This window comes from Arthrobacter sp. 9AX (assembly GCF_902506095.1).
GTDB lineage: Bacteria > Actinomycetota > Actinomycetes > Actinomycetales > Micrococcaceae > Arthrobacter.
Genome location: NZ_LR733293.1, coordinates 1,280,805 through 1,304,370, shown reverse-complemented (window position 1 = coordinate 1,304,370; position 23,566 = coordinate 1,280,805). Strand labels below are relative to the sequence as shown.

21 protein-coding genes are annotated in these 23,566 nt (G+C 62.1%); 14 read left to right on the top strand and 7 right to left on the bottom strand.

The features are described 5' to 3' along the window. Positions 1-425: 425 nt before the first annotated feature. The 3 genes from BACI348_RS06050 to BACI348_RS21085 are packed head-to-tail and all read left to right on the top strand — an operon-like array spanning position 426 to position 3,117. On the top strand, positions 426-974 hold the full coding sequence (locus BACI348_RS06050) for a hypothetical protein (RefSeq protein WP_159824398.1): 549 nt from the start codon (positions 426-428) through the stop codon (positions 972-974). 1 nt (position 975) lies between these two features. Beyond that, positions 976-2,562, top strand: coding sequence for a GmrSD restriction endonuclease domain-containing protein (locus BACI348_RS06045; protein WP_159824397.1), 1,587 nt, complete (start codon positions 976-978; stop codon positions 2,560-2,562). A 9-nt stretch (positions 2,563-2,571) separates the two neighbouring features. Continuing rightward, positions 2,572-3,117 carry a GIY-YIG nuclease family protein gene (locus BACI348_RS21085; RefSeq protein ID WP_442858491.1) on the top strand — a complete coding sequence of 182 codons (546 nt, stop codon included), beginning with the start codon at positions 2,572-2,574 and terminating at the stop codon, positions 3,115-3,117. A 32-nt stretch (positions 3,118-3,149) separates the two neighbouring features. Here the strand turns inward: BACI348_RS21085 and BACI348_RS06040 are convergent, their stop codons facing one another. The 3 genes from BACI348_RS06040 to BACI348_RS06030 are packed head-to-tail and all read right to left on the bottom strand — an operon-like array spanning position 3,150 to position 6,212. Further along, positions 3,150-3,929, bottom strand: a complete 780-nt coding sequence (locus BACI348_RS06040; protein WP_159824396.1) for a carbon-nitrogen hydrolase family protein — start codon at positions 3,927-3,929, stop codon at positions 3,150-3,152. A 45-nt stretch (positions 3,930-3,974) separates the two neighbouring features. Beyond that, entirely contained in the window at positions 3,975-5,324 is a 1,350-nt protein-coding gene (locus BACI348_RS06035) for an APC family permease (RefSeq protein WP_159824395.1), read from the bottom strand. Between the two features lie 9 nt (positions 5,325-5,333). Next, positions 5,334-6,212 (bottom strand): carbon-nitrogen hydrolase family protein, encoded by an 879-nt coding sequence (locus BACI348_RS06030; RefSeq protein ID WP_159824394.1) that lies wholly within the window; start codon positions 6,210-6,212, stop codon positions 5,334-5,336. Between the two features lie 96 nt (positions 6,213-6,308). Between BACI348_RS06030 and BACI348_RS06025 the strand changes: the two genes are divergently transcribed. Both BACI348_RS06025 and BACI348_RS06020 read left to right on the top strand, forming a co-directional pair. After that, positions 6,309-7,073 carry a FadR/GntR family transcriptional regulator gene (locus BACI348_RS06025; RefSeq protein WP_159824393.1) on the top strand — a complete coding sequence of 255 codons (765 nt, stop codon included), beginning with the start codon at positions 6,309-6,311 and terminating at the stop codon, positions 7,071-7,073. 725 nt (positions 7,074-7,798) lie between these two features. Then, entirely contained in the window at positions 7,799-8,728 is a 930-nt protein-coding gene (locus BACI348_RS06020; protein WP_159824392.1) for a GIY-YIG nuclease family protein, read from the top strand. A 171-nt stretch (positions 8,729-8,899) separates the two neighbouring features. On the opposite strand, the gene BACI348_RS06015 is transcribed toward BACI348_RS06020, so the two are convergent. Both BACI348_RS06015 and hisC read right to left on the bottom strand, forming a co-directional pair. After that, positions 8,900-10,312, bottom strand: coding sequence for an amino acid permease (locus BACI348_RS06015; protein WP_159824391.1), 1,413 nt, complete (start codon positions 10,310-10,312; stop codon positions 8,900-8,902). Positions 10,313-10,352: 40 nt separating this feature from the next. Then, complete coding sequence (gene hisC / locus BACI348_RS06010) at positions 10,353-11,450, bottom strand: histidinol-phosphate transaminase (RefSeq protein ID WP_159824390.1); 1,098 nt, start codon at positions 11,448-11,450, stop codon at positions 10,353-10,355. Between the two features lie 93 nt (positions 11,451-11,543). Here hisC and BACI348_RS06005 point away from each other — a divergent pair, with 93 nt between their 5' ends. Next, positions 11,544-12,074, top strand: a complete 531-nt coding sequence (locus BACI348_RS06005; protein ID WP_159824389.1) for an Lrp/AsnC family transcriptional regulator — start codon at positions 11,544-11,546, stop codon at positions 12,072-12,074. Positions 12,075-12,168: 94 nt separating this feature from the next. Further along, positions 12,169-13,821: a thiamine pyrophosphate-binding protein gene (locus tag BACI348_RS06000; RefSeq protein WP_159824388.1), complete on the top strand. Its 1,653-nt coding sequence runs from the start codon at positions 12,169-12,171 to the stop codon at positions 13,819-13,821. 41 nt (positions 13,822-13,862) lie between these two features. Here the strand turns inward: BACI348_RS06000 and BACI348_RS05995 are convergent, their stop codons facing one another. Together BACI348_RS05995 and BACI348_RS05990 are read right to left on the bottom strand one after the other, a co-directional pair. Then, on the bottom strand, positions 13,863-14,003 hold the full coding sequence (locus tag BACI348_RS05995; protein WP_159824387.1) for a hypothetical protein: 141 nt from the start codon (positions 14,001-14,003) through the stop codon (positions 13,863-13,865). A 420-nt stretch (positions 14,004-14,423) separates the two neighbouring features. Beyond that, positions 14,424-15,677 carry an ROK family transcriptional regulator gene (locus BACI348_RS05990; RefSeq protein ID WP_159824386.1) on the bottom strand — a complete coding sequence of 418 codons (1,254 nt, stop codon included), beginning with the start codon at positions 15,675-15,677 and terminating at the stop codon, positions 14,424-14,426. Between the two features lie 151 nt (positions 15,678-15,828). Between BACI348_RS05990 and BACI348_RS05985 the strand changes: the two genes are divergently transcribed. From BACI348_RS05985 to BACI348_RS05955, 7 genes are read left to right on the top strand one after another with little or no spacing between them, the layout of a single operon-like run. Beyond that, positions 15,829-17,307 carry a sugar ABC transporter ATP-binding protein gene (locus BACI348_RS05985; RefSeq protein WP_159824385.1) on the top strand — a complete coding sequence of 493 codons (1,479 nt, stop codon included), beginning with the start codon at positions 15,829-15,831 and terminating at the stop codon, positions 17,305-17,307. A gap of 2 nt (positions 17,308-17,309) precedes the next feature. Next, positions 17,310-18,413: an ABC transporter permease gene (locus BACI348_RS05980; protein ID WP_201298383.1), complete on the top strand. Its 1,104-nt coding sequence runs from the start codon at positions 17,310-17,312 to the stop codon at positions 18,411-18,413. A gap of 56 nt (positions 18,414-18,469) precedes the next feature. Further along, positions 18,470-19,528 carry a substrate-binding domain-containing protein gene (locus BACI348_RS05975; protein ID WP_159824384.1) on the top strand — a complete coding sequence of 353 codons (1,059 nt, stop codon included), beginning with the start codon at positions 18,470-18,472 and terminating at the stop codon, positions 19,526-19,528. Positions 19,529-19,556: 28 nt separating this feature from the next. After that, positions 19,557-20,417, top strand: a complete 861-nt coding sequence (locus BACI348_RS05970) for a sugar phosphate isomerase/epimerase family protein (protein ID WP_159824383.1) — start codon at positions 19,557-19,559, stop codon at positions 20,415-20,417. Between the two features lie 13 nt (positions 20,418-20,430). Further along, a complete protein-coding gene (locus BACI348_RS05965; RefSeq protein ID WP_159824382.1) occupies positions 20,431-20,976 on the top strand; it encodes a gluconate 2-dehydrogenase subunit 3 family protein in 546 nt (181 codons plus the stop codon). Beyond that, positions 20,973-22,706: a GMC family oxidoreductase gene (locus BACI348_RS05960; protein ID WP_159824381.1), complete on the top strand. Its 1,734-nt coding sequence runs from the start codon at positions 20,973-20,975 to the stop codon at positions 22,704-22,706. Before BACI348_RS05965 ends, BACI348_RS05960 begins: the two co-directional genes overlap by 4 nt. Beyond that, the gene (locus BACI348_RS05955) at positions 22,696-23,553 is read left to right on the top strand and encodes a mycofactocin-coupled SDR family oxidoreductase (protein ID WP_201298382.1); all 858 of its coding nucleotides are present in this window, start codon (positions 22,696-22,698) and stop codon (positions 23,551-23,553) included. Before BACI348_RS05960 ends, BACI348_RS05955 begins: the two co-directional genes overlap by 11 nt. Positions 23,554-23,566 lie beyond the last annotated feature (13 nt).

Below are 23,566 nucleotides of genomic sequence, written 5' to 3'. Positions count from 1 at the left end.
TAGGGTACGGCCTCCTGCACTCTTGCCAAAGAAGACCGAAAGGAAATCCCCGATCGTAATTGTTGGATTACTACCGATTGCGGTTATTGTCGCACTAGGGCGTCATCGGTGTAGAACCAATAACGTCTCGTGGAGGAACAAGTGCCCAGTTTAAAGACACAGGGGTAAGGGGAACGATGAAGGCTACTTCGGGACGAGTACTGCTCATAGTGCTCGCATGCATCGTAGTTGGCCTGATCTTGATGTGGTGGTCGACGGTACTGCCTGTTCCCTGGGGCGCCCTCGTGTCCACATTTGGAGCTGTTGTAATAACGGTGGGCCTTGTCAATGGTGTTTCTGATCTTTTTCTCCGGCAAACAGTAGCCCGAGACTTGATGTCATACATGGCTTCAGATCGGCGACTAGTGGAATCTGGGCTCGATGGAATGCAAGCACTCAACAATGTGGACTGGTCAAGCTTTGTTCCGTTTGCGAGAACGATCCAGTGCTACACGAATGATCCTTCATCGTTTCGAACTCTGATCTGGCACCATATACTGGATCGCTCTGCTGAGAGACCAAAGGAAGTAGAGCTTCATTTTCTAGATCCTTCGAGTTCCACCCTTGAAACCGTGGCAAACCAACTAGGTCAAGAATCGAACACCTACAGAAGCATCCTCGAAGAAGTCATTCAAGATGTCGAGGATGACTGGAAAAAATCAAAACGCCATAAGAAGAGCAGTCTCGTGATACGCACCACTCAGGCCCCAGCGCGCCACGCATATCTGAGGTGTGATCAACGCTACGCCTTGTTTATTGATCCCCTCGACGGACATCGTGGTCAAAATTATGCGCTTCTGTTGCGCTCCGACCGAGGTACCTATCCCAGCATTCAATGGCTAGATGACTCGATAAACAGGTTCCAGAGTAATTCAAAGGCGCCACGCTATTCGGACCGCGCCGAAGAAAACGACGATCACTTGATCGAGGAGTGAAGTGGGACTAGAAAAAACACATGGTCGCAATTACGATTTGTCTCGTATTCTTTCTGGCATACATGAAGGCCGGATCGTTCTACCCGAATTTCAGCGCGACTTTCAGTGGGACAATGGGGCAGTCAAGCAGTTGCTGGCCACATGCTTAACGGGATGGCCAATTGGCAGTCTGCTGTTGCTTCCTGGCAAGTCGCAATTCTTTTTTTCTGTTCGCGAGATTGAAGGCGCGCCGCGGGCGTCGCCTCCTTACCAAATGGTAGTCCTGGACGGGCAACAGCGGCTGACCTCTCTATACCAAGCGCTCTACGGGAGAGGTTCCTTCCGCTACGCCATACGTCTCGACGTTATAGCCGACAGAGAAACCATCGAGGACCTCGAAGAAGCTATTGTCGCTGTCCCAAGCAAGCGGTGGGAGCGCTACTACGGCAATCCACGGCGGGAGTATGAACACAATCTTCTGCCCGTATCAGCGCTGAGAAGTCCGTCCGCTTTCTACGCGTGGCGGGACGAAGCCCTAGAGCACGAGGTTCGCGCCGATTCGAAACGGCGCATTACCGACCTATATGTCGACTTTCTCTCTGGCTTGGACCGGTATGAGATACCGGCCGTTGTAATTGATGATGAGGTACATCCTGAGGCCGTTGCTAGGATCTTTGAACGAGTCAACAGGCTGGGTCAAGCGCTCGGGACTTTCGATCTCATGGTCGCTAAGTCCTTCACACAACACTTCAACCTCCGGCACCGCTGGGAGACCGCTCAACGTGAGCACCCTGGACTGGCCGCCTACCTTGAGGGTGACGGGCTTCCGGTTCTGAGCTTGATTGCGCTGCGGGCACGTCATAGCGTTCGTCAACATGACGTCTTGGAGCTCCCAGGCACCGTCGTTCGAGACTTGTGGGAGCCGAGCGTTGAAGCTATGTCACGTGCTGTCATTTTTGCCCAACAACGCCTCGGAGTGCTGGATCCGGACTGGATGCCTTTCCGCGTTCAGCTATCCATCCTCGGGGGCCTGGCCCTGGAGGGAGAGTTGGACAGCCACACGTCGTTTGTAGAGTCGTGGTTTTGGAAGTCTGTCTTCCAAGGAAGGTACGATGTTGCGTCCAATACACGCGCTGTAGAGGATTTTCAGGCCCTCCTGGGTGGCCGTGACCCACTGCCAGACCGGATTGAACTGGACAAGGAGCTAATGCTTTCTGTCAATAAACGTCAATTCGGTTCTCTCCATCGTGGGCTACTTTGCCTGTTAGCAACCGCAGGACCCATAGACCCAGTTGAGGGCGTACCCACCGCCTTCTTCGACGCCAGTAACATCGCGGCTGTTAGCGTCCTGGGTAGGGATGTGCCACAAATTTCCTCAGCTCACCTTCTTACTCTTGGAATGCTGCTGGTCGGGCGTCAAACTGCCAAAGCGGGGATAATTGACCTTGACGAGTTCCAACCAGCTACTTTGGCTTCGCATTTGATAGAGACGCCGGAACTTCTTAAGAATCCCGCTGAATTTCTAGAGCAAAGACTCGAGAGGGTTGCTCGGCAGCTGTCATCACGAGCACAGGTCCCCGTCGAGTTGATGGCCGCCGAAACGGACTAACGGTAGGGCATGTCTGTAGCCACAGATGTCCAGCACACTCGATGCGTCAGCGGCCCAATGGGGCACAAATTCCGCACTACCGCTCCGGATTCACCTGGATATCAAAAGGAGACCAGTATGGCAGGGAAGAATGTCCCGGGGAATAAATGGGAAGATGCCTTATCAAGGGTTGAACCACGCGAATTGCCCGTACCATCTCGTGAGGTTCCTGTCGCGCCCGGGGTGTACATCTGGTTCCGGGAGGGGCAGCCTATTTATGTAGGCAAAGCATTAGGTGCTGATGGCCTGCGCGGTCGCCTCAAGGCCCATTTCGCCCAAGGCACCGATTTTAGTCGCAGCACTTTTAGGGCGAGTATTGCAGCTGCCCAGCTGGGCCTCCCCCGATCCGTCGTGCGTCAGCGTCCAAGCGTGATAACCCCGGACCAAACCGCGGTTGCGAACCAGTGGCTTGCTCAATGTGAAGTGGGATGGATTGTATGCGCTAGCGCCGGAGAATCGCAGAGGCTGGAGGATGCCCTGCGCGGCGAATGGTTGCCACCGCTAAATCTCGTTTGACGAAGTTGTGGCTGAAGGGGGATGTCTTCGCTCTATAGCCGCCGCTGCCGGAACATCGGGAATGAGTCCCGAACCCGCTCCACCGTTTCGAGCGAAACCTCCACCACCCGAACGCCAGGTTCCAACCCGAGGTCCGCTTCCATAACCCCCATCGGATCCACCAGCACGCTCCGACCCACGGACACCGGCGGTGCTTGGCACACCCCCGCCACGTACACACTGTTCTCAATGGCGCGGGCTGCGTTCAACGCCAGCCACTGCTCTGTCTTGTGCTCTCCCGGCACCCACGACGAGCAAACCAGCAGGACCTGCGCGCCCGCGTCGGCCAGCGACCTGGCCAGCTCCGGGAACCGCAGGTCGTAGCAGGTCATCAGCCCGAACCGCACTCCCCCGTGCTCAAACACCACCGGTTCCAGGGACCCGGCCGGCTTGATGAACTCGGACTCCCCGAAGCCCTGCGCGTCGAAAAGGTGGATCTTCCGGTAGGAAGCCAGCCTGCCGCCGTCGGGCCCGAAAGCCACCAGCGTGTTGTACGCCCTGCCCGGCTCCTCAGACGTCTCCACCACGCCCGCCACCAGCGCGATGCGGTGGCGGGCGGCGATAGCGGCAAGCTCCCGGCAGACGGGCCCGTCCAGCGGCTCAGCTACCGCCGGGAACGTTGCGTCCACTTTCTTCTTCTCGTAGGTGGCGTACTCCGGAAAGGCGACCAGCGCGGCGCCGTCGCGCGCTGCCTCGGCGGCGGAACGGTCGATCGCGGCGAGGTTGGCCTGGATGTCGGCGCCCGACTCCAGCTGACCCAGCGCTATCTTCACGAACTTTCCTTCCCTCGGCCGTACAAGCCACAACTCAAACAGAGATCAGGCGGCCGCCTCGACCGTCGCCTTCTCCGTGGCGGTCATCTCCGGCGGCGAGGCCTTGAACCCGCGGGTGATCAGGGCCAGGACCACGACGCCCAGCACCAGCCAGGACACGCCCAGCGTAATGGCGTTGCTGTCCAGCTGGGAGAGCAGGTAGGCGCAGATGACCGCACCGACCACCGGGACCACCACGTAGGACACCGGGTTCAGCTGCCGCCCGGTCCGGCGCTGGCGCACATAGTGGAACACCACCGAGGCGTTCACCAGCGTGAAGGCGGTGAAGGCACCAAAGTTGATGAACGACGTCGACGTGGCCACGTCCAGGAAGATCGCGATCAGGCCAACGATGCCGGTGATCACCAAGTTCGCCACAGGGGTGTGGAACTTCTCACTGAGGCGCCCGAAGACCGCCTTGGGCAGGACGGAGTCACGACCCATCGCGTAGAGCAGGCGTGAGGCGCTGGCCTGCGCGGCGAGGCCGGAGGCGAACTGCGCCACCACCAGGCCGGCCAGGAACACGGCACCGAACAGCTGCCCGCCGATCTGCAGGGCGATGGAGCTTGCCGCGGACGCCGAGTCCTCGAACACGCCGCCGGGGTGGACCAGCTGGGTCACGTAGGACACCGCTACGAAGATGCCGCCGCCGATCAGGGCCACCAGCATGATGGCGCGCGGCACGGTCCGGCGCGGGTTGATGGTTTCCTCGGTGAGGGTGGTGACGGCGTCGAACCCCAGGAACGAGTAGGCGGCGATGGCGGCGCCGGCGGAGATGGTGGTGAAGCTGGCGGTGTCGTTGAAGAACGGCTGCCCGCTGGCCAGTCCCCCGGCGCCGTTGGCGGACACCACATTGCCGATGGCTAGGGCCACGAAGAACACCAGGACCAGCAGCTGGAACGCCATCAGCACGTAGTTGGCCTTGTCCGCCACCTTGATGCCCAGGATGTTCAGCAGCGTGGTGATGACGATGAAGCCCACCACCCAGACGCCGATGGGGATGCCCGGGAACTGGGCGGTCAGGTAGGAGCCGCCAATGAGCCAGATCACCATGGGCAGGAAGAGGTAGTCGAGCAGGACGGCCCAGCCCACCAGGAACCCGACGCGGGGATCGATGGAGCGGCGGACGTAGGTGTAGGCGGAGCCTGCCACGGGGTGGGCGACGGCCATCCGGCCGTAGCTGTGCGCGGTGAACAGCATGGCCACGAGCGCCACGAGGTACGCGGCGGGGGCGGCGCCGCCGGTGGTTTCGGCGATGATGCCGAAGATCCCCAGGACGATGATCGGGGTCAGGTACGCCAGGCCGAACAGGACCAGCGAGGGCAGCTTCAGCGTGCGGGTGAGGGTGGTTGTCACGGTGTTTCCTTAGGGCTTGTAGGACGGCGGTGTCCAGGTGGCCGGATTGATCCGGCCTTGGTAGACGGAAAGTTCGACGGCGGGCTCCCCCTCGCGGAACTGGGACCAGGGGCGGTTGAGGTTCTCCGTGCCGTGCGTGCGGACGCGGTCGACGCCGGCCAAGTCCAGTTCCGCTGTGAGCAGCTGGGGCTGATCGTCTTGTGCTTCTTTGAGCGTGTTGCCTTCCGGGTCCACGATGATGCTCTTGCCCTGGCCCGTGGGGCCGGCGCAGTTGACGCTGACCATAAACACTTGGTTCACGATGGCGTTGGCCTTGGCGAGGACCACTTCCTGCTTGCGGTCCGGGGTGGTGGTTTTGACGACGTTGAGGATGACTTCGGCGCCCATCCAGGCGAGCTGGCGGGATACCTCGGGGTACCAGGCGTCGTAGCAGATGTTCAGGCCCACCCTGCCGATGCCGGGCAGGTCCACGGTGGTGAACCGGTCGCCGGGATCGTAGGGCTCGAACGGGCGCCAGGGGAAGATCTTCCGGTAGTAGCCGGCCAGTTCCCCTTCCGGCGACAGGACCAGCTGGGTGTTGAACAGCTGCCCTTCGGGACCGCGTTCGCAGACGCTGCCGGGAACGAGCCAGATGTTCAGGTCTTTGGCGAGCTGTTTGAGCTCCTTGACCCGTGGCCCGTCCAATGGCTCGGCGGATGCCTGAAGGCTTTCGGTTCTTTGGAGGTCCGGGTTCTCGTCGCCGAAGAGGTGGAGTTCAGGGAAGACCACCAGCTTGCTGTGCGGCTGGGCTTCGAGGGCGTCTTTGACCTCGTCGGCGAAGGCCGAGACGGGTTCGCCGATGAGCCGGGGACGGACCTGGGCGGCGATGAGGGGAAGGATGCGTGGCATGGGTTTTTCTCCGCTGTGGGGTGTGATCCGGGTTATATTAGATCAGAATGATCCAATAAAGGGAAGGGGGGCGGCGTGGGCCGTAAAGTAGCGGTTATGACCGATCAGCTGGAGGAGACCGCCGAGCCCTCACGCCTTGGCGCCAGCAGGATCTCCGGGACTGAGCGGCGCAGTGCCATGGACGCCGTGCGGATGCGGATCGGGATGGCGATCTCTTTAGGCCTGTTGAGGCCGGGCGAGCGGCTGCCGGACCAGGAGGACGTGGCGCTGGGTCTCTCGGTCAGCCCGATCACCGCCCGCCGCGCATTGGCGAGCTTGGCAGAGCAGGGCGTGGTGGTGCGCCGGCGCGGCCGGGCCGGCGGGACGTTTGTGGCGGATGCACCGCCTACAGATGTTTTGGCTTCACTTTCGGCGTCGGCGGCCGAGTCACAGGCCGTGAACCGGCTGGTGGACCGGAGGCTGCTGTTCGAGTGCGCGGTGACGCACTATGCAGCGGTCAATGCGTCGGCGGAGCAGCTGGATGAACTGGAGCGGCTGACGCGTGAGATGGCCGAGTCGTCCGACTGGTCCTACTACCACCGAATGGACGAGCAGTTCCATCAGCTGGTGGGTACTGCGTCCTGCCTGGACTCTGCCGTCGAGGTCTACCACGAGACCCTCGCTGAGCTCTACGACTACTTCATCCCCTACCCCATCGAGAAGCTCCACAAGTCCAACCAAGACCACATCGCCCTGGTGGCAGCCCTCCGCGCCGGTCGCGTCGAGGAGGCCGTGGAGGTCTCCCGGAAGCACGTGGACATCCTGCATCGGACGATGTTCATGGGGCTGGCACAGGGCAAGCGAGACGCTGCGTCTTCCTGATCACGCTGAGTCTTCCCGATTGCACGGGCCTGCTTGTCGTACGTAAACCTCGGCCCGGCGGCACGCCGGTACATCCATGCGCATCTGAAGGCCTAACTACGCCTCCTCTAAGTTTCCTAATGCACCAAATGCCTTCATACAGAGGAACCGTTGTCGATCGGCTCACATGCTCCCAATAGGTTGCGTCAGGGCTGGCAGCGGCGTAGCATTTTTTCAGGTCTCGTAAGCACTCTTGCTGATAGTTCATCTGAGGTGCATGACCATGGGATTCGAAGTATTCAAAAGGGGCAGCTTTCCACCGCCTAATGCCCCGAGCGTCACAATCCAAAAAAAGGGTTTAGTCTCGCTAAATCGTGCTGCGATGGAGCTATTGCACAACCCGGAAGCAGTTCAATTTCTTTGGGACCGTGATAGGCGTGTTATGGGAATCCAAGCCGTCAGCATCGAGTCGTCTAACGCGTATCCAGTCCGCGCCCAAGTTCCGCCCGACCGCCGCGCGAATGCTCATCACGGAGCAAGCCTAGTAGCCGGAACGCTGTTCACGAGATCTATTGAGCTGGATACTTCCCAGGCAAGAAGATGGCTGCCCCGCATGGAAGGCGACATACTATGCGTCGACCTCAAGCAGGTAGGGCAGCCCATAACTTCTAACAGAGATCGGAGAACCGGCCACCACAATTCTTGACTGGGCCAAATAATCCTCTCGATTTCTCCAGGGCAATGAGATGAATGACGCGCTCGTTTTCACACGATATCCCGCCACAACGGGCATATCCGTTGCCTACCTGCTCGAAAGCCAGGAGGGATACCACGGGATTTATGTTTTGAGGTTCGCTGATGGCACTGAGTATGTGGGGAAGGCGGTCGACGTACTCAACCGATTCCGATGGCATGCGCGTCATCAGCACGACAGCATCGTGTCTCTCGACTTCGCACCCGTCACCCGCGCCAGCTTGGATCAGTTGGAACTACTTACTATTCGCTGGAGGAAGGAGGAAGGCGCCCATCTGCGAAACATACTTTTGATGGGTTCTCACGAGCAGAATGTTGCGCCTAGTCACTGGTTGCCTCACAGTTACCCCGTTTCCTTCAGCATCCTGGATCCTAAGGCATCGCAAATAAACAACTTCGCGAGGAACGGATCAGCAGGCGCAGATCTCGTGCGAAGTTATGCGCGTCTTGTCCAACACCCTCATGCGGAAATTGTTATCGAAGTCTTGGCCGCCTACATCCGCGCTTCTTTGCCATCGCCCGCTCGCACTGAAGGACGAGTCTGGGTTGTCACTGCACTCCCTCGTTCCGACGATGGGATGCGCCGGTTGGCCTGCCTGACCGTACAAAACATGCAGATGCTCACGCTCTTCGATGATGAAAGGGGAGGGATTTATGCGCTCCTCAACCTCGCAGCAAGCCCAAAGCTCTCGACGAGGTACGACGCAAAAGACTTTTGGCGGGAATCAAATGCCACAAAAACAAGGTTGCTCCGACTTGCACCAGAGGTGTTGATACGGGCCCTAAACGAAGACCGTGAGTTCCGCGAGGCTACAAGCGGTGCTGTCACAATGTGGCTAAACCGAGGTCCGTCCTTAATCAGCCGTTTCCACTGCTGGCCCTTAGCTGATGCGTTGTATGCGCACATCAGTCGTTCTACCTAGTGCATCTGGCGTAGACACGAACACACGACGTGTGCCTTTTATCGTTTAGCCTCGAGCCGCTTTGCCCCGGTAGAACCGACAAGCGAAGCAGCAAGTACGGAGGGCGCGTCCGGTCAGACCGGACGCGCCCTCCGCTTGCCTTAGACCCGTGGAGGGGTTCAAGCGGGTGATTCAGTCAATAAGCGCCGGCTGTTTGCCACCCTCCGACGTTTCAACAGCGGCCGGTACCTTCCTAGACCGCTGGTTCATCCAGCACCCCACCGCAAGCAGTGCCACGAGTCCGAAGGTGCTCAGGAGCTGGGGACGGGAATCCTCGCCGATGAAGCCCACCGTGAAAATCGCCGCCAGGATCAGCAGACCGAGGGAAGTCAACCACGGGAAGCCGGGCATCCGCAGCGGAAGCACCGTTCCCTCACGGTCGGCGCGGAGGCGCAGCGCGAGCTGGGCCAGGAGCGCGGACGTCCACACCAGCAGGCACGTTGAGCCCACAATGTTGAGCAGGATGGGAAGGACCATCTCCGGGAAAGCCAGCTCCAGCACAACAGTAACGACGCCGAAGGCAACGCTGGCCAGGACCGCAACCACGGGAACCCGGGCCTTCGACACGGAAGCGAGCCAGCGTGGCGCTTCGCCACGCTCCGCCAGAGAGTACGCCATCCGGGACGCACCGTAGAGGTTGGCGTTGAGCGCGGAGAGCAGCGCAGCGACGGCAACCAGGGTGATGGCGGTGGCCGCGCCGGGCATGCCTGCGGCATCCAGCACCGCGGCGAACGGGCTCTTCAGCCCCGCCGAACCGACGGGAACCACAGCAGCGATCACAAATATGGCACCGATGTAGAACACCAGAATGCGCCAAAGCACCGTGCGGACCGCCTTTTTAACGCTGCGGGCCGGCTCGGCGGTCTCAGCTGCGGCCACGGACACAATCTCGGTGCCGCCGAACGCGAACGCCACCACAAAGAGCGCCGTAGCAATCCCGGCAAAACCGCTAGGCGCGAATCCTTCACCGGTAAAGTTGGCCAGGCCCGGCGACTGCACGCCCGGCACCAAGCCGAAGAGCAGGGCAAAGCCCACCAGCAGGAAGCCGATAATTGCCGCCACCTTGAGCAGGGCGAACCAGAACTCGAACTCGCCGAAATTCTTCACACTGGTCAGGTTTACGGCGGTGAGCACCACGATGAACACAAAAGCCATCAGCCACACCGGCAGTGCCGGGAAGATCGTGGCCAGCAGACCCGCCGCACCGAGCGCTTCGGCCGCGATGACCACCACGAGCTGCAGCCACCAGAGCCAACCCACCGTGGCACCGGCCACCGGCCCGTAGGCCTTGGCCGTGTAGACGGAGAAGGCGCCGCTGTCCGGGTTGGCCGCAGCCATCTCGCCGAGGGCCCACATCACCAGGATGATGAGCGTGCCGGCCACGAGGTAGGAGATCAGTACCGCGGGGCCGGCTGCCTGGATGCCGGCGCCGGAGCCGATAAAGAGGCCCGCACCGATGGCGCTTCCAAGCCCCATCATGGTGAGCTGGCGGGGTTTGAGGGCCGCCCCGAGCGCGCGGGCAGACGTCTTTGTCTGTTGTTCCATGGGATTCCTCTAGTTAGTAGGACGTATTGGGGATAAAAATTCAGGCTGCGTGGGCTGCCAGGATCCGGAGCACGCGGTCGTTGGCGGCGGCCTCAGCAACGGTGATCCGCAGGCCGTCGCCCTGGTACGCCCGGACCATGATGCCGGCGCAGTCGAACGCCTCCATCAGTCTCGTCCGGAGCTCGTCATCGGCGCGGATCCACAGGAAATTGCCCTGGCTCGGCTCCAGCTTCCAGCCCCGGGCTGCCAGCTCCCGAGACATCCGTGCACGCTCCTGCTTGACGACGGCGACCCGCGCCTCCATCTCCTCCCCCGCATCCAGCGATGCGACCGCCGCCTTCTGGGCCAGCGCGCTCACCGAGAAGGGAAGGGCGGTCCGGCGCAGCCCGTCTGCGATGTCCGGCGCCGCCACGGCGTATCCCACGCGCAGTCCGGCGAGCCCGTAGGCCTTGGAGAAGGTGCGCAGGATGCAGACGTTCGGGTACTCGCGGTAGAGCGCCAGGGAATCGGGGCCGCTGCCCGCCTCGGCGTATTCCACGTAGGCTTCGTCGATGACTACGAGGACGTCCGAGCGGACGGTCCGCAGGAAGGCCTCGATACGCTCATGGCTGATCGGGACGCCGGTGGGATTATTGGGCGTGCACAGCAGGATGATCTTGGTGCGTTCGGTGACGGCCGCGGCCATGGCATCGAGGTCGTGTCCCTCCAGGTGGTCCAGCGGAATGCGGACCGGCCGGGCGCCTGCCAGCTCCACCAGGATGGGGTAGGCCTCGAAGGAGCGCCACGCGAAGATCACTTCATCCCCGGCGTCGCACAGTCCGGTGATGATCTGCTGGAGGACGCCCACGCTGCCCGGTCCCACCGCGATCTCCCCGGCCGTGACGCCGAGGTGCCGGGCCAGCCGTTCGCGGAGTTCGACGGCGGCCATGTCCGGGTAGCGGTTCATGGCACCGGCAGCTCCGGCCACAGCAGCGATTGCTGCGGGCAGCGGCTCGTAGTGGCTTTCATTGCTGGCAAGGGCTGCGACGTCCACGCCGGCGCTGCGCCGGCCCGGGACGTAGGACGGAAGTCCGGTCACCGCGTCACGAAGGGTGGGGCGCGCCGTGTCCGGTGCATTCCGGGATTGAATGAGGGTCATGAGCACCGATCATGATTGTGACCCGGCGCACATTGCAAGATACTCTCAAGCTATTGGGACTTCTGCTCAACTTCTACTGCATGTGGTGAAAATATGACCATCGCCAACTCCCGCACTCTGGATTCCCTCGACGGCAGGATCATCCTGGCCCTGGACAAGGATCCCGAAGCCAGCGCCCTGGCACTCTCCCGGACACTCGGCGTCGCACGGAACACTGTCCATGCCCGGCTGTCGCGGCTGGAGCGCAGCGGCGCCCTCCGCTCCTTCAGCCGCAGGCTGGACCCCGCTGCCCTCGGCTACGACCTGATGGCCTTCCTCTCGCTGGCCATCAGCCAGACGCGGGCGGGTGCGGTGGAGAACGGGCTCGCGGCCATCCCGGAGGTGATCGAGGTGCACGCCACCACCGGCGACGCGGACCTGATGGCCAAGGTGGTGGCACGGAGCACGGCCGACCTCTACCGCATCACCAACCAGATCCTGGCCATCGACGGTATCCAGCGGACCAGCACCGCCATTTCCGTCGTCGAACTAATGCCGCCCCGGTACGACGGCCTCCTGAACCGGCTGTCCCGGCAGGACTCCCGCCCTGCGGATGAAATTACGGGTGACGCAGGCCACAAGTAGGCATGTTGTCAATTACTCCTACTTCGGACTGCCAATAATCCCAGCCAGAGCCAGCTCTATTGCTTATCCGCAAGCTGGCCCACAAGATTCCTGCATGACTACTCTCACCGTCTCGGGCCGCGTGGCACAGGTTCTCAGCAACTATGTCAGCGACGTCTTCGGCGTTATGGGCAACGGCAACGTCTACTTCCTGGACGCCGCCGAAAAGATGGGCCTGCGCTTCTCCGCCGTCCGGCATGAGGGCGCCGCCATCGCCGCCGCCGACGCCTACTACCGGACCTCCGGACGGCTCGCGGCCGGCACCACCACCTACGGCCCCGGCTACACCAACGCGCTCACCGCCCTGGCCGAGGCGGTCCAGGCGCAGATCCCCGTCGTGCTGGTCACCGGGGACGCACCCAGCAGCGGCGCCCGGCCACAGGACGTGGACCAGGCAGCCATCGCCGCCGGCCTCGGCGCAGCCACCTTCACCGTCACCCGCGACGCCGCGGGCTCCGTCACCCGGCAGGCGGTGGAGTACGCACTCACCCGGCGCACCGCCGTCGTCATTGCCATCCCCTACGACCTCGCCGCGCTGGAAGCGGAGGATGAGGACCTTCCGGAGCCGGCGGCTTTGAAGGTAGCGGACGACGGCGGCACGGACCTTACGCGTATTGCCCGCCTGCTTGCCGGGGCGCGGCGGCCACTGATCCTGGCCGGGCGGGGTGCGCACCTCGCCGGAGCCGGCCCGGAACTCCGCGAACTCGCCGACCGGCTCGGCGCACTGACCGCCGGAACCGCCCTGGCGCTCAACCTCCTCAACGGCGAGGGCTACCTGGGCGTGGCCGGCGGTTTCGGCACCGACACCGCGGCCGGGCTCATGGGCGAGGCCGACGTGGTCCTGGTGGCCGGCGCCAGCCTGAGCCCGTTCACCCTGCGGTTCGGCCACCTGCTCGGCCCGGACAGCACCGTGCTCCAGATCGACACCGCCCTGCAGCCGACCAACCCCAGGGTGGACCTGTTCGTCAGCGCCGACGCGAAGTCCGCTGCCTCGCGCCTGCTATCCCTGCTCGACGGCGAGGCTGTCGCAGCTGGTTGGCGCGCGGAGGCCAGCAAGCGTCTGGCGTCGGGTGCGGGGCACCACCCGGGCTCGGATGAGACACCGGACGGACGGCTGGACCCGCGCTCCCTCGCCACGGCACTCGACGCCGTGCTGCCGGAGCGCCGCACGGTGGTCCAGGACGGCGGGCACTTCCTCGGCTGGGCACCCATGTACTGGAACATTCCCAGGCCGCAGGACCTGGTGATGGTAGGGACCACCTTCCAGGCCATCGGGCTGGGCCTCGCCAGCGCCGTCGGGGCAGCCCGCGCCCTGGAGGACGGCCACACCCTGGTACTGGCCTCCGGCGACGGCGGATTCCTAATGGGCCTGGCCGACCTCGAATCGCTCATCGGTGCGGCGAAGAGCGCCATTGTGGTCATCTACAACGACGCCGCCTACGGAGCCGAAATCCACCAGTACGCCTCCCAGGGCCTGACCGAAAAGCCCATGCTGATCCCCGAGGTGGACTTCAGCGGCATTGCCCGCGCCTTGGGCGCCGAGTCCGCGGTAATCCGTTCCCTGTCGGACCTGTCCGCGCTCACGGACTGGATCGACGCCGGCGCCCAGGGAACGTTCATGGCCGACTGCCGGATCACCTCCAGCGTCCGCGCCCCGTGGCTGACCGAGTGGATGAATGCCAAGCAGGCGGCGGCGGTGGCGGGGTAGCTAACCCTCAAGTTCCCACCGGGTCGCGGTGGCCTCGGTGTCTACTGCACGCCACCCTGGTCATCAGGATCTTGGGCCCTTGCCGCATCGTCATCTGCGGCGGGCTTGTCGTGAACCTTTTTCGGGATCTTGCCCTCAACGTCAGCGGGCACCGGTGGGTCCTTTTCTTCATCAGTAGACATAGGCCAAGCCTAAGCGGCACCCGGCTTGCCGCCCCACATACGAAAAACTTACGCCCACCCAACTATCCGGGTGGTTTTCAGCGACTCCCGGGCCCTTTCCAAAGCACTTCATGAAGATTGGAAAGATTGAAATTGCTGGCCCCATTTACGGCAGGCACCCGCGGATCCTGAGGGCGCCACCGGGAATTCGTCCGGTCCCTCGGTCTGACAGCGGCGTGCACTGCGCATTGCGACCCGGCGCATGTGAGGTTTGACACCCTCGCGCGTAAACGTTTACGATCCTTCCGTAAACGTTTACGGGGCTGTGACTTTACAAACGGCCCATTTCAAGGATGAAGGAGCGGAGTATGCCTGGCAGTGTTGCAGACTCACTTCCGCTCGATTGTTCTTCCAACCCTCGGAACCCTTGCCCAGCGCCGGCTAAAGTCCAAGCGGCTGCATCGTCGAGCCGGCGGGCCGGGTGTGATACGCGATTCCTCGCGGGGACAGCACCTGTTCGATTCCGGAGATCATCCCCCCAATCAGGCCTGCTTCGTTGCCCAAGGTGCTGTGTACCAGGGACAGATTGCGTGTGGCCAGTGGTTGCGCCTGTTGGTAAACGACGCTCCGGACCTGGGCAAGTATGTCTTCGGTGCATTGAGTGATGGCACCTCCCAGGACAATGCGGGCCGGATTGCAGAAGTTCACCAAATCGGCAACAACCTGCCCAACGACGGTTGCACTCTCCCGCACCACGCTTACGGTTGCGGGGTCACCCCGCACGAGCAGTTCGAAAAGTTGCTCCTCCCCTACGTCATCGTGGCGTACGGCGGAAACACGCGCAGCCATTGCACTGATTGACGCCACCGCCTCCAAGCAGCCGTGGCTGCCGCAGCGGCACAGCAGGTCCTTCATGTCAGGTACTTTGCTGTGGCCGATGTCGGCAGCCGCGCCGTCGGCTCCGTGCAGAAGATTGCCGCTCTCGCTGACAAACCCTCCGCCCACTCCCGTGCCGATACTGATCATCAGCAGAGGCAGATGCTCACCCCGGTACGAGCGGGCCTCACCGAGGGCCATCAAGTGAACATCATTATCGACGATCACATCGCATCCGAAATGACGGGCAAAGTAGCCGCAGACCCCAAATCCGTCCCAGCCCGGCATCAGCGGGGGGCGAACCGCCATTCCAAGCTTGGCATCAACGGGTCCTGGCAGGCCGACCGAAATGACGAGAACATCCTGCGCTCCCAGACCGCCTTCCGCGAGCATGGCCTCAAAGGCCGAAGCTATCTCGCCCAACAGCTGGTCAGGACCGACAGTGACGTCCATCTTGATTTCGCCCCGCGAGACCACCTGCTTGTCCAAGGTGGTGACAGCCAACCTGGTGGTGCGCGAGGACACATCGGCCACCAGGACGACGCCCTTGCTGGGGCTGACACGAAAAGCCTGGGCGGGCCGCCCCCTACTCCCTTGCGGGCCAGGTCCGGCGTCTTCGATCAGGCCGTATTCCAGCAGGATGCTGAGGTGATTCTCGATGGTAGAGCGGGCGAGCCCAGTGGCTTTGACCAGGTCCGTTCGCGTCACTTGTTCGTCATCGGCTATCAACCGGGCGACGACGCTGCGCGCAGCCACAGCATCCGGCGCCAGGTTCTGATCCTGATGCAGGAGGCCGACTTCAGTCCATAGGGATCCCACGGGCACGCTCCACTTTTCGTTGTAATTATGTCGAAAACAAAATAAATCAGGCAGTTTTTTTCAGTTATCGAGCTCTTTTAGGGTGAACCCATGACCTATTCGATGATAGACGCAGTCGTCTACACCATCCAACGGCTCGCGGAGGCGTGAAATGGCGCCACGTTTAGCTGTCCAGAATCTTTCCAAGCACTTCCTGGGCGTACAGGCCCTCCACGACGTAAGTTTCGAACTTCATCCAGGCCAGGTTCTGGCCCTCATTGGAGAGAACGGTGCCGGCAAGTCCACGCTGATCCGTATCCTTTCCGGAGCCCACCAGCCCGACACAGGTGAGGTGAGGATGAACGGAAGGCCCGTTCAGATCAACGGCCCCAAGGACTCTGAAGCCCACGGCATCGCCACCGTCTACCAGGAGCTGAATCTTTTCCCGGACCTCACGGTCGCGGAAAACCTGGTGTTCGGCGCGTACCCCCGCAAAGGCGTCATTGACTGGAAGGCCGCAAAGCGCGAGGCCCGCGATTTCCTGGGAAGCCTTGGACTCAACGTCGACGTCAACCGTAAGGTGCGTGAGTTGAGTGTGGCCGAGAAGCAGATGCTGGAGATCGCCAAGTCGCTGCACCGCAACGCCCAGGTTCTCATCCTGGATGAACCCACCGCTGTGCTCGGCGGTGACGATGTGGATCATCTTCTGCAACTGGTCCACGGTTTAAAGGAACGCGGCGTCAGCATCATCTTTGTGTCTCACCGTCTGGAAGAAGTCTTCGACCTGGCCGACCGCTACATTGTCCTGAAAGACGGCAAGCTCACCGGCGCCGGAAAGATCTCAGAGACCGATCACGACGACCTCGTTTCGAAAATGGTGGGCAGAAACTTCACCCGCGGGGAGCGTGAAGTCTCGGGAACGCTGGGAGAGACCGCTCTCGAAGTCAAGAACCTGACCCGCGAAGGCGTCCTGAACGACATTTCCTTCAATGTTCGATCTGGAGAAGTAGTCGGGGTAGCCGGCCTCAGAGGCGCAGGACGTACGGAACTGGCACGGGCCATCTACGGCGCCGATCCCTACACCAGCGGCGAAGTCATCGTTAAGGGCCGGAAGCTGAAAGCCGGAAAGCCACTTCAGGCCATCGACGCCGGGATCGGCCTCGTGCCCGAAGAGCGGAAAACCCAAGGACTGTTCACCGCCTTGTCCACCGCCATGAACATCCCCCTTGTCAGCATGCTCAAGAACCGCACAGCCACGGCCTCGCCCAGCCGGGACCGGAGCCTGGCGAAGGGTTACGTCGACAAACTCCGGATCAAACTCCCGGACGTGTCCTCACCCGTGGCGACGCTTTCGGGCGGAAACCAGCAGAAGGTTGTGCTGGCGAAGTGGCTGGAAGCCGGCGTGGACGTCCTCATTCTTGATGAGCCCACCCGCGGCATCGATATCGGTGCCAAGCAGGAAATCTACGAATTGATCCACGAACTGTGCCGTCAAGGCCTGGCCATCATCGTCATCTCCTCGGAACTGCCCGAGGTCCTGGCCCTTAGCAATCGCATTCTGGTCATGTATCACGGCGAGGTTGCGGCCGAACTCGAAGGCGCCACAGCCACAGAAGAACAAATCATGTTTTACGCCGTCGGAGGTAAATAGAAGTGACAACCCAAGCGCCAACGGAGCCCTGGGCCAAAGGCCTGTCCCTGAAACTGCGCAGTAACCTGCTGCCGATCATCATCCTGCTGGTTATGGTCGCCGCCGTGGCCCTATTGGTCCCCTCGTTCTTCCAGCCCAGCAACTTGCTCAATGTCGGCCGCCAGTCAGCAATCGTGGGGATCATTGCGGTCGGCATGACGTTCGTCATCCTCACTGGGGGAATCGACCTTTCGGTTGGTTCCATCCTCGCCCTATCCGGCGTTACCACCGCGATCCTGATTAACAACGGCCTGATCGTTCCATTGGCCATCGTTGCGGGCATGCTTGTGGGGGTGGTTGCAGGCATCATCAACGGTATCGGCGTTGCAGTTCTAAAGGTCCAGCCGTTCATCATGACCCTGGCCACCATGGTGGCCATCCAGGGGCTTTCGCTCCGCCTCACGGACGGGGGACCCAGGCAGTTCTCCAACCGTGAACCATTCTTCAACTTCATCGGAAGCGGCAGCTTCCTGGGCGTACCCGGGCCGTTCATCGTGTTCCTGTTGATCGCCGCCGCCGGAATTCTTGTCCTGCGCTACCTTGCCTTCGGACGGTACATCTACGCCATCGGCGGCAGCATAGAAGCCGCGCGCCTCTCAGGGGTACGGACCACCCGCACCATCATTCTGGCCTATTCAATCAGCGGGCTGTGCGCCGGCCTGGCCGGAGTCATGACCGCGGCCCGCCTCGGCGTCGGAGATCCGACGGCCGGCAGCCTGTCCAACCTGGATGCGATCACCGCCGTCGTCATCGGCGGAACCAGCCTCATGGGTGGCATCGGTGGTGCTGTTGGTACCGTGTTCGGGGCCATCCTGCTGGCCATCTTGTCCAACGTTATGAATCTCCTCGGGATCTCCCCGTTCGACCAGCAAGTGGTCAAGGGAGCGGTCATCGTCATAGCCGTCCTGGTCGCCGCCAAAGCAACCGTGAAGCGGTTCAAAGAGCGGCGCACTGACTCACCGAAGGCGGCCACCAGCCAACCACCCGCCATCCCCACGTCTTCAGCAACTCCGGACTCCCCCGAGCGGGACGGATCCTCGCCCGCTGAACAGACGACGCCCCGCTGACTTCATCTCACTCCAAACGCAGTCCCACCACCACAACAACGAAAGTGAAAAATGCAATGACGCACGCCACAAAACAGCGCACCCGGTCTTTCGCCGCCATGGCCGCCGCAGGAGTCGCAGCGACTCTGCTTACCGCCTGCACCGGCCAAGCCACCGCGACATCATCAAACGAAGCCGTCGGCGACAAACTTGCTCCGAGCATCTACTGCGGTGATACATGCCAAGGCCAGCTCGAGCTGAAGGCTGATCCGGCGGGCATTGAGTGCAAAGTCGGCGTCTCCTGGAGCAGCGCCTCCTTCCCCTACGGAGCGAAATCAACACAGCAAATTCCTGAATTCGCAAAAGCCTTCTTCCCGAAAATGAACGTCACCGTCAGTGACGGGCGCGGGGATGCGACCAACCAGTCAAACCAGGTGTCAGAGATGATCGCCCAGGGAATCAAGGTGCTCATCCTTTCGCCCCAGGATGCCAACGCGCTGGCAGGAGTTGCGAAACAGGCAACGGCGGCCGGCATCAAAGTCATCGCCGCGGACCGCCAGGTCAACGCAGAAGTCTCCACTTACATTGGCTCGGACAACGAGGAAGCCGGAGTGGTCGATGGCAAGGCCGTGGCGGAGGCCCTTGGCGGAACCGGCAGCGTCGTGGAACTCTCTGGAAGCCTTGGCGCTTCCCCCACAATCGCCCGGGCGGCCGGCTTCCGCAAGGGACTTGAAGGATCAAAGGTCGAGGTCATCGCGTCCCAAACCGCAAACTACGACCGCGCCACAGGTCTGAAGGTCATGGAGGACCTCCTGCAGCGCTTCGGAACAGGCAAGATCCAGGCGGTCTACGCACACAACGACCAGATGGCCTTCGGCGCCATCCAAGCCATCAAGGAAGCCGGCCGCGAAGGCGAAATCAAGGTGTTCGGCATCGACGGAGAGGCCGAAGCGCTCGATCTGGTCAAGGACGGAAGCTACGCAGCCACCGTCGGCTACCCGCTCGTTGTCAAGGAATCCACCATTGCCGCCGCCAAGCTCTGCGCCGGCGAGCCCGTCGAGCCGCGCATCAAGCTCGATTCCACCCTTATCGACAAGACCAACGTGGACCAGTACCTGGGCAAAGCCCCCCAGTAAACCCTGACTGCCAAGAAAAGGAACCGTAATGAAAATTTCGTACAACACCTGGGCCTATTCCAGCTTCTTTGTCTGGGTCCCCTCCTACACGCTGGAGGAGACCATCAAGCGGATCGCCAAAATGGGCTACGACGGCATTGAGATCGGCGGTGCAGCCCCGCACGCCTACCCGGCCTACCTGGGAGCCGAACGGCGGGCCGAGATCAAGGATCTCCTCGACGAACACGGTCTGTCGCTTTCCAGCATGTTGCCCGCTCCGTCCGGCGGCCCGGGAAACAACCCGGCTTCGCCCTACATTGAGGAACGCCGCGCCACCATCGAACACTACGTCGAGCTGGCCGAACTCACCGCCCAGTGGGGCGGCAAGACCTTGATCTACCTGCCCGGTTGGATGATCTTCGGCACCAGCCGGAGGCAGGCCTGGGCATGGACCCGTGAATGCCTCACGGAGATCGCGGACCGGATCGCGCACACGGGCGTCACCTTGGTGATCGAACCCACCTCGCACGACACGAACCTGTGTGAAAGCGCCGACGACGCCATCGAGCTGATGGAGGACGTCAACCGGGACAACGTGAAACTGATGTTCGACACCTTCCACGTCATGTACCGCCGCGAAGTCAACACCGACTACGTCTACAAAATGGGGAAAAACCTGAAGCACATCCACATCTCCGACAACGACCGGCTGCCCCCGGGTAAAGGCATCGGCGACTGGCCGGCGCTGGTGGACGCAATGCTCGACATCAACTTCGACGGATACCTGACCATGGAAACCGGCTTCCACCAGCGTGGAATTGAACCGGACGAGGACGCGCGGTCCAGCATTGAGTTCCTGCGCCCGCTGGTAGAGGAACGCAAGAAGTTGCGCCTCGGCGCGCAGGTATAGGAGGACGGCGTAGATGGCGTCGAAGTTTGTGCTCGACTTTCCTCTGACGTTCCTCAACCCTGAGGAGGCGGCAGTGATTGATGCCCTTGCGGCTCACATCATCCCGTCGGAACCCGGTTCGCCCGGTGCCAGGGAAGCAGGAGTAACGGAATACATTGACAAAGCTCTGGGTGGGTTCCTTCGGGAGCTGCAGCCCGTGTATCGCAGCGGGCTGATCGCATTGGCGGATTTCACAGCCGGCATTACCGAAGGACGGTTCCACGAACTGTCCGACGGGCAGCAGGAAGAGGTGGTCCGCCAGTTGGCCGAGCTGAGCGAAAGGGATCCTTCGGACTTCGCCGGCCAGTTCTTCCGCATCGTCCGGGAACACACGGTGCAGGGCTTCTTCGGGGACCCGGCCTACGGCGGCAATCGCGGGCTGGTCGGCTGGGAGCTGGTGGGTTTCCCCGGCGCGCAATGGGGGTACACGGCTGAGCAGATGGCGCCGGACTTCAACACCCGGACCATTCCGATGCTGACCATCAAGGATCTTTACTCCCGTATTGGAGGAGCACAATGAGCGAGAACTTCGACGCCATCATCGTCGGCATGGGGTCCACTGGTGGAATCCTGGCCGAACAACTGACCAAAGCCGGCCTGAAGGTGCTCGGACTGGACAAGGGCCAGGACTACACCGAGGAAGATTTCGCCATCAAGCAGGACGAAATCCGGTACTACCAGCGGGGCGCCATCGTCGCCGGCGTGAACGTGGACCCGGTGACCTGGCGCGGCTCCGAGGGCGAGACCGCGCGCATCCTGCCCTGGTCCGCCGGCGCCCTGGGCAACGACGAGCCCCTGTACGGCCTGCCCTCCATTGGAACCGGTGGCGGCACCCTCCACTGGGGGGCGGCCGCCTACAGGTTCAGGGAAGCAGACTTCCGGATGAAGAGCGCCATCGCTGAGCGTTTCGGCACCCAGGCGCTGCCGGAGGGCTCCACCCTGGAGGACTGGCCGATCAGCTACGCGGACCTGGAACCCTACTACGACCGGGTGGAATACGAACAGGGCATCTCCGGGCTGGGCAACACCGGAGGCGTGATCCCCCCAGGCGGTAACCCGTTCGAACCCCCGCGCAGCCGGGACTACCCGATGCCGCCCGTAACACAGGGCCCAGGCGACGTGCCCTTCGTGGCGGCGACCAAGCGGCTGGGGCTGCACCCCTTCCGCCAGCCCCTGGCCATAAACTCCCAGGAGTACAAGGGGCGGCCGGCTTGCGTGAACTGCGGCTTCTGCCACGGGTACCCGTGCCACGTCAAGGCCAAGTCCACAACACAGGTCACGTCGGTGCCCGCCGCCAAAGCCACCGGCAACCTGGACCTCCGCCCCCTGAGCCGCGTCCTGCGGATCAACCGGACCGCAGACGGCAAGCGCGCCACCGGTGTGAGCTACCTTGACAGCACTGGAACGTACCGGGAGGCCACAGCCGACAAGGTCATCCTGACGGCCTACTCCCTTGAGAACGTCCGTCTGCTGCTTCTCTCGGACATCAACAGCAACGGGCAGGTGGGCCAGCACTTCATGACCCACAACTTCGGCTGGTTCACCTCCATCCTGCCTGAGCCGACCAACCCGTTCCTGGGCACGTTCAACGCCTCCAGCGCCGTGGATGACTTCACCTCGGAGCTTGTCCCGGACAACGACCTGGGAGTCCTTTGGGGTTCCCCGATCATCAGCGTCGTAGGGGACCTTCAGCCCATCGAGGCCTACCACAACATGGATCCGCGGACCCGCAAGTGGGGCCTGGACCTCAAGCACTGGCTGCGGGACAACTACACACACATGCACCGCATGTACTCCCAAACCACAAACTTCCCCTACGCCCGCCATTACGCCGACCTTGACCCGACCGTCAAGGACCGCTGGGGACAGCCGGCGCTGCGCATCACCCATGACTGGGACGACCATGACGCGAATTCAGTCATCCTGATGGGCCGGTACAAGGAGAAAATCGCGCGCGAGATGGGGGCGAAGGATTACTGGATGGATTCGCCACGGCCCCCGTACCACCTCTCAACGCACGACGTCGGGGTGCACAGGATGGGCGAGGATCCGGCCACGTCCGTCACCGACATCTACGGCGAGGTCCACGAGTGCGAGGGGTTGTATGCCATTGGCGGCGGCGGGTTCGTCAGCTACGGCGGGTACAACCCGAACCAAACCATCCAGGCGTTGGCCTACTTCAGCGCCGAGCACATGCTTAAGAAAATGGGTGTGAACGGCGCGGACATGGGACTCGTTCGTGCATCCTGAGCGCGTCGGCGGGCCCATCGCTTCATCTGCGCCACCCAGGTTTTCAGGCAAGGTCGCGTTCATCACGGGCGGGGCGCGCGGACAGGGCCGAAGCCATGCCCTGCGCCTGGCACGTGAGGGGGCCGATATCGCCTTGGTGGATTTAGGTTCGGCGGGCCGCGTGGACGATCCAACCTATAACACGTCCACCAGCGCCGATCTGGAGCAGACCCGGGAGGACGTCCTCGCCTTGGGCCGGCGCTGCTTGTCCTTCGAAGTAGATGTGCGTGACTACGACGGGCTTGCCCTGGCGGCGAAAGACACTGCAGCCCGGCTGGGCGGGATTGATCATGTCATTGCCAATGCCGGCATCACTGACGGATTCCACCGCACGTGGGAGCTGCCGGTCGAGAACTGGCAAACGATGATAGACATCAATCTCACCGGAGTCTTCCATACCTGCAAAGCAACGGTGCCGCACCTGATAGAGCGGGGGGCAGGTTCTTCGCTGGTGTTGATCAGCTCAGGGGTTGGCTTGAAAGTCGTACCACGCTTGGCCCACTACGTTGCCGCGAAGATGGCCTTACGGGGCCTGAGCACTTCACTGGCGCAGGAGCTGGGGGAATACGGCATCCGCTGCAACACCGTCCTTCCCGGGGGCATCAATACGGAGATGACGACGGCGATGGTGGAACTGAATGGAGTGCCTCGGGAGCAACTGCTGGCGGGCTTCCGCGCCGGGCAGTTGATCAATGAAGACCTGGAAGTAGCGGACACCACCGCTGCCGTCCTGTGGCTGCTGTCCGACGAAGCACGCCTGGTCACCGGCCTGGAAATGACCGTTGACGCGGGCGAGAGCAAAAAATAACCACTTGTATCAT

Excerpts from the sequence above, each read along its gene's own strand:
- BACI348_RS06050 (WP_159824398.1), top strand. The coding sequence starts at position 426 with ATGCAAGCACTCAACAATGTGGACTGGTCAAGCTTTGTTCCGTTTGCG.
- BACI348_RS21085 (WP_442858491.1), top strand. The coding sequence starts at position 2,572 with ATGTCTGTAGCCACAGATGTCCAGCACACTCGATGCGTCAGCGGCCCA.
- BACI348_RS06030 (WP_159824394.1), bottom strand. The coding sequence starts at position 6,212 with ATGCCACGCATCCTTCCCCTCATCGCCGCCCAGGTCCGTCCCCGGCTC.
- BACI348_RS06025 (WP_159824393.1), top strand. The coding sequence starts at position 6,309 with ATGACCGATCAGCTGGAGGAGACCGCCGAGCCCTCACGCCTTGGCGCC.
- BACI348_RS06020 (WP_159824392.1), top strand. The coding sequence starts at position 7,799 with ATGAATGACGCGCTCGTTTTCACACGATATCCCGCCACAACGGGCATA.
- BACI348_RS06015 (WP_159824391.1), bottom strand. The coding sequence starts at position 10,312 with ATGGAACAACAGACAAAGACGTCTGCCCGCGCGCTCGGGGCGGCCCTC.
- hisC (WP_159824390.1), bottom strand. The coding sequence starts at position 11,450 with ATGACCCTCATTCAATCCCGGAATGCACCGGACACGGCGCGCCCCACC.
- BACI348_RS06005 (WP_159824389.1), top strand. The coding sequence starts at position 11,544 with ATGACCATCGCCAACTCCCGCACTCTGGATTCCCTCGACGGCAGGATC.
- BACI348_RS06000 (WP_159824388.1), top strand. The coding sequence starts at position 12,169 with ATGACTACTCTCACCGTCTCGGGCCGCGTGGCACAGGTTCTCAGCAAC.
- BACI348_RS05995 (WP_159824387.1), bottom strand. The coding sequence starts at position 14,003 with ATGTCTACTGATGAAGAAAAGGACCCACCGGTGCCCGCTGACGTTGAG.
- BACI348_RS05985 (WP_159824385.1), top strand. The coding sequence starts at position 15,829 with ATGGCGCCACGTTTAGCTGTCCAGAATCTTTCCAAGCACTTCCTGGGC.
- BACI348_RS05975 (WP_159824384.1), top strand. The coding sequence starts at position 18,470 with ATGACGCACGCCACAAAACAGCGCACCCGGTCTTTCGCCGCCATGGCC.
- BACI348_RS05970 (WP_159824383.1), top strand. The coding sequence starts at position 19,557 with ATGAAAATTTCGTACAACACCTGGGCCTATTCCAGCTTCTTTGTCTGG.
- BACI348_RS05965 (WP_159824382.1), top strand. The coding sequence starts at position 20,431 with ATGGCGTCGAAGTTTGTGCTCGACTTTCCTCTGACGTTCCTCAACCCT.
- BACI348_RS05960 (WP_159824381.1), top strand. The coding sequence starts at position 20,973 with ATGAGCGAGAACTTCGACGCCATCATCGTCGGCATGGGGTCCACTGGT.